7 protein-coding genes and 1 pseudogene are annotated in these 6245 nt (G+C 39.5%); 7 read left to right on the forward strand and 1 reads right to left on the reverse strand.

The window, feature by feature from the left end; all coding sequences use genetic code 11:
• The 6 genes and pseudogenes from G493_RS0122045 to G493_RS0122070 all read left to right on the forward strand — a co-directional run.
• A pseudogene (locus tag G493_RS0122045) lies at positions 1–270 on the forward strand (hypothetical protein); the annotation flags it as partial.
• A gap of 377 nt (positions 271–647) precedes the next feature.
• A complete protein-coding gene (locus G493_RS0122050) occupies positions 648–959 on the forward strand; it encodes a hypothetical protein (protein WP_028582113.1) in 312 nt (103 codons plus the stop codon).
• 224 nt (positions 960–1183) lie between these two features.
• Positions 1184–1696 carry a GNAT family N-acetyltransferase gene (locus G493_RS0122055; protein WP_035275632.1) on the forward strand — a complete coding sequence of 171 codons (513 nt, stop codon included), beginning with the start codon at positions 1184–1186 and terminating at the stop codon, positions 1694–1696.
• A gap of 65 nt (positions 1697–1761) precedes the next feature.
• Positions 1762–2235 carry a shikimate kinase gene (locus G493_RS0122060; RefSeq protein ID WP_028582115.1) on the forward strand — a complete coding sequence of 158 codons (474 nt, stop codon included), beginning with the start codon at positions 1762–1764 and terminating at the stop codon, positions 2233–2235.
• A gap of 61 nt (positions 2236–2296) precedes the next feature.
• Positions 2297–2938 (forward strand): hypothetical protein, encoded by a 642-nt coding sequence (locus G493_RS0122065; RefSeq protein WP_028582116.1) that lies wholly within the window; start codon positions 2297–2299, stop codon positions 2936–2938.
• 296 nt (positions 2939–3234) lie between these two features.
• Positions 3235–3990, forward strand: coding sequence for a sulfite exporter TauE/SafE family protein (locus G493_RS0122070; RefSeq protein WP_035275635.1), 756 nt, complete (start codon positions 3235–3237; stop codon positions 3988–3990).
• 546 nt (positions 3991–4536) lie between these two features.
• On the opposite strand, the gene G493_RS30760 is transcribed toward G493_RS0122070, so the two are convergent.
• Positions 4537–5178: a TetR/AcrR family transcriptional regulator gene (locus tag G493_RS30760; RefSeq protein WP_051309793.1), complete on the reverse strand. Its 642-nt coding sequence runs from the start codon at positions 5176–5178 to the stop codon at positions 4537–4539.
• Between the two features lie 199 nt (positions 5179–5377).
• On the opposite strand from G493_RS30760, the gene G493_RS0122080 reads away from it, so the two are divergent.
• The coding region (locus tag G493_RS0122080; RefSeq protein WP_028582118.1) for an efflux RND transporter periplasmic adaptor subunit at positions 5378–6245 on the forward strand (868 nt) is incomplete at its 3' end.

The raw sequence follows: 6245 nt of genomic DNA on the forward strand, positions 1-6245 counted from the left end.
AAATATATCGAGGAGGATTTGCCGATTGGAAGCGGGATGGTTGAGGGAGCCGTTCGTAATGTAATCGGCGAACGGCTGGATTGTTCTGGGATGCGTTGGAAACCTGAACGAGCTGAAGCGTTGCTTCACCTGAGGTGTATCGAACTCAACGGCGATTGGGATCATTTTTATGACTGGGCATATGGCCAATGGGTCAAGCGAATGCAAAGCGAAGAAAGAAACATCCAGGTGAGATCAAGTAAACCGTTGGAACTACCAAAGGCTGCGTGAATTTTATGCTTTATGGGAGATCGGCTGCACCCATTCGGTGATCGGGAACGTTCCTGGCAACTTCGTCGCCATGAATCGCGGTGCTGACTCTGCCAAGTATCGTAACTGATGACAGGTACTCCTCGGAGTTTCCCGATGGTCGCTTACCTCTTTGCACGACCGAGGTTTCCCGCATAGAGAGCCTACCGGAATCTTCGCTTATATGCGAGAAACCGCGCTTGCGCAAATCTGAAGCATCTGCGACCGGTTACAACTCGGAACTAATTGAAATATCAGTGTTGTTAACCTCGTGATCAGTTACATAAATTTTGCTTTGCGAAATGTAGTGCAAGGCATTTTGCATCTGAACACCGCGATTATATCAAGGTGAAGTGTTTATGCCAGGACAACGAATTAGAAATGATCAAAGCTTTGAGTGTGAGCCGCTCAAAGGAAAGAAGATTGAGTATTTTTCCTTTTTTTATTCGGACGAATCTTTGAGAGATGTTCTTATGGTTCTTTTGAAGTTACAGGAAATTGAATCGTATCAAAGGTTTTTCTTAGATGCAACCCTTGGTTTTTGGGAAAAGTGGGATTATGAAAATACGTTTCTCGATATCGATGATTTAAAAACTACTGATTTGTGTGATAAATACAATTTAAAAGGTTTAGTGGTTTCTAGAATCTCATGTAAAGGATCACATGAATAATTCTCAAGAATAATATTCGAATTCACTAACGTAAACCTTCAGTTAAAGTATCAGGATGAAAATGATAGTGAGTCCGATATCGTTATAGTACAGTTTTAAATGAATAAAGTAATAATTTGTTAAATTATTTTACAATAAAACCAATATGATGAATAACAATGGTAGTTGTTATGTGATAATAGTTTTTTTATTATAATGAAAAATAATTATGACCTCTGGAATAAATGAGTAAAATTATTTTGAAAACAGAAAGGCTTAAATTGGAGATGATAAATGAATATCATTTTGATAACTTGTGTAAACTCCTTTCAAATAAAAAAGTACATAAATATTTCCCAAAGGTATTAAGCGAGATTGAGTCAAAAGAATTTTATGAAAAAATTCTGAGCAGGTATAAAGCTGATGGATATTGCTTTTGGGCAGTCATTCGAAGAACAGACAATGAATTTCTAGGGATATGTGGAATTTTAAAACAGAAAATTGATGGTCAAGTTGAAAGCGAAATTGGATACAGGTTATTAGATGCTTTTTGGTGTAAAGGATATGCTACAGAAGCGGCAAAAGGATGTATTGACTATGCAAAAGAAAAATTGACTAAAAAATCTGTGATATCACTTATACGTTCGGTGAATTATCCTTCGATAAGAGTTGCGGAAAAGAATGGATTTCAATATGAAAAGGATACGATTTTTCATGAATTGTCACATAGAGTTTATCGCTTAATATTAGTGCCATAACATCTGAATCAACGGGACACGGTAAAGCGTTGTGTCAGCTATTAAAGCGTTAAAGGTCAATCAGATTGAAAAAAACTATCTACATGTTAATTGGCCCAAAGGGCTCGGGTAAGACATACATTGGTACTCTAGTCGAAAAAAATACCGATATTTTCTTTTTGCGTGTGGAAAATATTTGGTTGACATTAAATCACAAAGAAAATGGTTGGGAAAAAATCGAACAAGAAATAGATCTGACCTTCAGAAACTGCAACAAAATTATGATTGAAAACCTTGGGGCGGGGGAGGACTTTCATCAATTTTACGCATCTCTAAATAAAAAATATCTTGTTAAACTCATTCGTATTGTTGCTAATCTTGATATTTGTCTAACCCGTGTCATGAGACGAGGCAATGAAAATCATATTCCAGTTTCAGATGATAAAGTAATTGAATATAATAAAATTGCATCTCAGGTGATTTTGGATTGGAATCTTGAGATTGACAACAATGGATCAGCTACCGATTCAGAAATTATTATGGCAATTAAAAGTATTTAGGTATATCTGTCAAAGATATAAGTAAAAGACGATATGTGTAAAGAAGTCCTTTGGTCAAGATATGGGTAATGATAATATACTTCTTAAATATTTAATTTTTTTTATTGGTGTTTTTGTTTTGATATCATCATGTTCAGATGAAGCATATTGCAACGAATTGTCTGGTAATTCAAAGTTAGATAAATATATAATAGCATATGAAGAGTTTGGAAAACTTGACTATTCTGATTTGCCTACATATCGAGATGATGCTTTTCAAGATCTATTCAACAAAGATTATGTGGCCTCAATATATAATAGCAGTCAATCGAATCAGGAAAAACGTAAACTGTTAACCGAAGCCTCCATTATGTATTCTGATTTTTCAGGGATTTATTTAATGAAAAACTCTAGATTATACAGGAACGAAACTGCAAGAATTTCAGTTTTATCTACATTTTCAATGATTTTAGCTTATGAATTGATGGGCGATGAATTAAAAAAGCTGAATACTTCATTTTCTGATGACAAAGTTATGCTATTCGTTAAAGGGTTAGGAAAAGACTTTTGGGCTATGAACTACAAGGCAAACGATGCAAAAATACTAGATGTTGACACTACGAATTACATAAATAATGAAATGGCTGAACTTCAGCTAAGAGTATATGGAATAGAATTCTTAAATTACAAAAAAAATATTAATAAAATCGAGAAATTATTCTGACCTGTAACTGGTCGCAGATGCTTCAGATTTGGGTGAGTGCGGTTCTTCGCAGGCAAGCGAAGACTCCGGTGGGCTATCTATGCGGGAAACAGTGATCGTGCAAAGAGGTAAGCGACCATCGGGAGACTCCGTGGGGTACCTTATAGTAATTCATAGCTTTTATCTTTATCTTTTAAAAATACGAATTGTTATTGTTGATAACTGAGGTGTAATCTCTATTTTTGGGAAGACATAGAATTTCCTCTGTTACGAATATGGTACCTTAACGTGTCAGACCGATGGTGGTAATTAAAATTATGACTGAAACATTCACGCTGCTTATCATATCAGCTACTTTCTTTCTTGCCGGTAGCGTCAAAGGCATTATCGGGCTTGGTCTTCCCACGGTAAGTTTGGGACTTTTGACTGCGACGCTAGACTTAACCACCGCTATGGCGCTTTTACTTATCCCATCATTCATCACAAACATTTGGCAAGCTGCTGTCGGCGGAAATGCTAAGATTATTTTTATGCGCATCTGGCCTTTCTTATGTTTGGCAACAATAACAATCTGGCTCGGTTCCACTGCTTTAAAAATAGTGAATCCATTATATTTATCGGTTTTACTTGGTGTGTTACTGATAGCTTACGCTTTCTTAAACCTTTTGGGTTTTAGTCTTTCCATAAGGCCGTACAATGAAAAGTGGATGGGGCTATTACTGGGCACAGCAAACGGTATGCTTACTGGCATGACAGGCTCATTTGTAGTCCCTAGCGTCATGTTTTTGCAGGCAATCGGTCTTCCCCGAGACATGTTTGTCCAGGCTATGGGCATGTTATTTTCTCTTTCTACTATTGGGCTCGCCTTTTCTCTCCAAAAGCTTGAGTTTCTGACTCCCGAACTTGCCTCTATTTCAGCTTTAGCCGTCATACCGTCACTTATTGGAATGGTGCTTGGTCAAAGAATAAGAAAATCACTTTCGGAAAACAGATTTAAAAAAATATTTTTCATATCAATTTTTATTTTAGGCCTATTTATCATTGGCAAATCAGCATTCGCTTTGAAAATGTAAAGGAAACAACAACGTCTAACCACTTAGAAAGTAACTGATCACGGGGTTAACAACACTTATATTTCAATTAGTTGTGAGTCGTAGCTGGTCGCAGGTGCTTCAGATTTAGGCAAGCGTGGTTTTTCGCAGGTAAGCGAAGGTTCCGGTAGACTATCTATGTGGGAAACCGCGATTCAGCAAAGAGGTAAGCGACCATCGAGAGATTCCGTGGGGTACCTGCGATCAGCTACAGGTAAGTAGCAAGATAACTCAGTGTCCATTGTCAATTAATGTGGGCCGTTATAGATAGGCAGAATGATATTTATGGCCGCTATCCTTTGAAGGTGTGTTTCTCGACGGCATTGCATCTCAAACAAGCCTTAGATAAACAAAGGCAACAGGTGTTCTAGATGTCTGTTTATCCCACAAGTCGACGGCATTCTCGGATGTGATCTTTGTCGTCTCTTTTGGAAGAGTTGCCATTTATGGACAGACGCTATCTCATCATGAATATATCTTGAAAAGTAGCTTTTCCCCGACTTTTAGGTGAAATATTTTGTTTTTATTTCAAGAGCGTTGTTGATTGCCGGTGTGGATGGCATGGATGCCGGCGATGACAAAATCTGCTATTTTATCAGCCAATAATTTAAGAAAGTCGCAGTCAAGCCGCCTGCCCAACATATGTTCGATATCTGATTCTTTCATGGTGACCAGGAAACGGCACTGATTAATCAGGCTGAGTTCACAAATACGTATGGCCAATTCATCTTTATGGTCATTGAGTAGTTCACCGATTAACTTATACAGTTTTATCCTCCTCGGTTGGATACTGTCGTGCCAGGCATCCTGTATAAGGCCTGTAGGCTGTACCAGTTCCAACAGATACAATCGACTGAATGTGCGTAAGTCGCCGGTATCAGTAAAACTACGAATGAGAATACGGATATATTGCCGTAACCTCGATTCCGGGGGATCGTCGGCAGGTATGATTTCAAAGGGATCAGGCAGCTTTTCTAATGCATGTTGCCAGACCTCACAGTATAAACTTTTTTTGTCTCCAAAATAGTAGTTTACCGAAGCTACATTTGCCCCGGCCATTTTGCATATTTCAGCGACCTTGGTGTCCCTGAAACCCTTTGCCGCAAATAAGGTACAGCCTGCATGAATAAGGCGCAGGCGTGTCTCCTTTCCATCTTCTCTTTTAGCCATAGTCTATTTTCTACAATATAAAGGCGAAAAAAACATCGTAAATTTATTTTAAATAATTATTTTAAATAAAGCATTGAAGTAATAATTTGGCAATGCTAAAAGTAGTCGACAATAAGAAAGATGACTGAATTGTTATAATTTTTTATTAAAAATCAAACTGTTAAGTTGATATTGAAAATAAATATGGCAGGAGAAACAAATGAAATTTAAAATTTTCGTCGGAGTCATGGTGCTGGCTCTTGTCGGAACAGGCTACTATTTTTTCACAGGCCAGGAGCAGGTTGGGCCGGCCCACGCAGAGTCCCCGGCCGGACAGCGTCCACCGGTCGAAGTATCGATCTATACGGTAAAACCGCAACAGGTAACCTTAACGGAAGATCTGCCTGGCCGCACCTCGTCGTATCAGATTGCCGAGATCCGTCCCCAGGTGACCGGGATCATCATTGATCGTCTCTTTACCGAGGGAAGCGTTGTCAAAGAAGGCCAGCAGCTCTACCAGATCGATCCTGCGGCGTATCAGGCTGCGTATGACAGTGCTGTTGCAGACCTGCGCAGTGCAGAAGCCAACCTGAAGTCTGTTGAACCAAAAGTGGAACGCTATCGTGAGCTGGTTAATGTTGGTGGTGTCAGTCGTCAGAACTACGATGATGCGGTGGCTTCCCTGGAACAGGCAAAAGCTGATATAGCCGTTGCCAAGGCCGCAGTGGCAACAGCCAAGATCGACCTGAATTATACCAAAGTGTTTGCTCCCATTTCCGGTCGTATCGGGAAGTCAAGCGTAACCAAGGGTGCTCTGGTTACAGCCAATCAGTCCACAGCCCTGGCCACCATTCAGAACCTGAGTAGGATATATGTGGATGTCAGCCAGTCCAGTGCGGAAATCATGAAGCTGCGCAGGAAGTTTTCAGGCAGAGAAGAGTCGAAAAAGGTAACGGCGGAACTCTTTCTTGAGGGAGAGAAGGTTCCCTATGATCAAACAGGGGAAATCCAGTTTTCTGATGTGACGGTGGATGAAGGTACAGGCATGGTCCAGTTGCGTATTCTTTTTCCCAACCCTGATAACTACC

Origin of the sequence: Desulfogranum japonicum DSM 18378 (assembly GCF_000429945.1) — a bacterium.
GTDB classification, from domain to species: domain Bacteria; phylum Desulfobacterota; class Desulfobulbia; order Desulfobulbales; family Desulfobulbaceae; genus Desulfogranum; species Desulfogranum japonicum.

Bases quoted from the DNA above. Each gene is read 5' to 3' on its own strand.
- G493_RS0122050 (WP_028582113.1), top strand. From the start codon at position 648: ATGCCAGGACAACGAATTAGAAATGATCAAAGCTTTGAGTGTGAGCCG.
- G493_RS0122055 (WP_035275632.1), top strand. From the start codon at position 1,184: ATGAGTAAAATTATTTTGAAAACAGAAAGGCTTAAATTGGAGATGATA.
- G493_RS0122065 (WP_028582116.1), top strand. From the start codon at position 2,297: ATGGGTAATGATAATATACTTCTTAAATATTTAATTTTTTTTATTGGT.
- G493_RS0122070 (WP_035275635.1), top strand. From the start codon at position 3,235: ATGACTGAAACATTCACGCTGCTTATCATATCAGCTACTTTCTTTCTT.
- G493_RS30760 (WP_051309793.1), bottom strand. From the start codon at position 5,178: ATGGCTAAAAGAGAAGATGGAAAGGAGACACGCCTGCGCCTTATTCAT.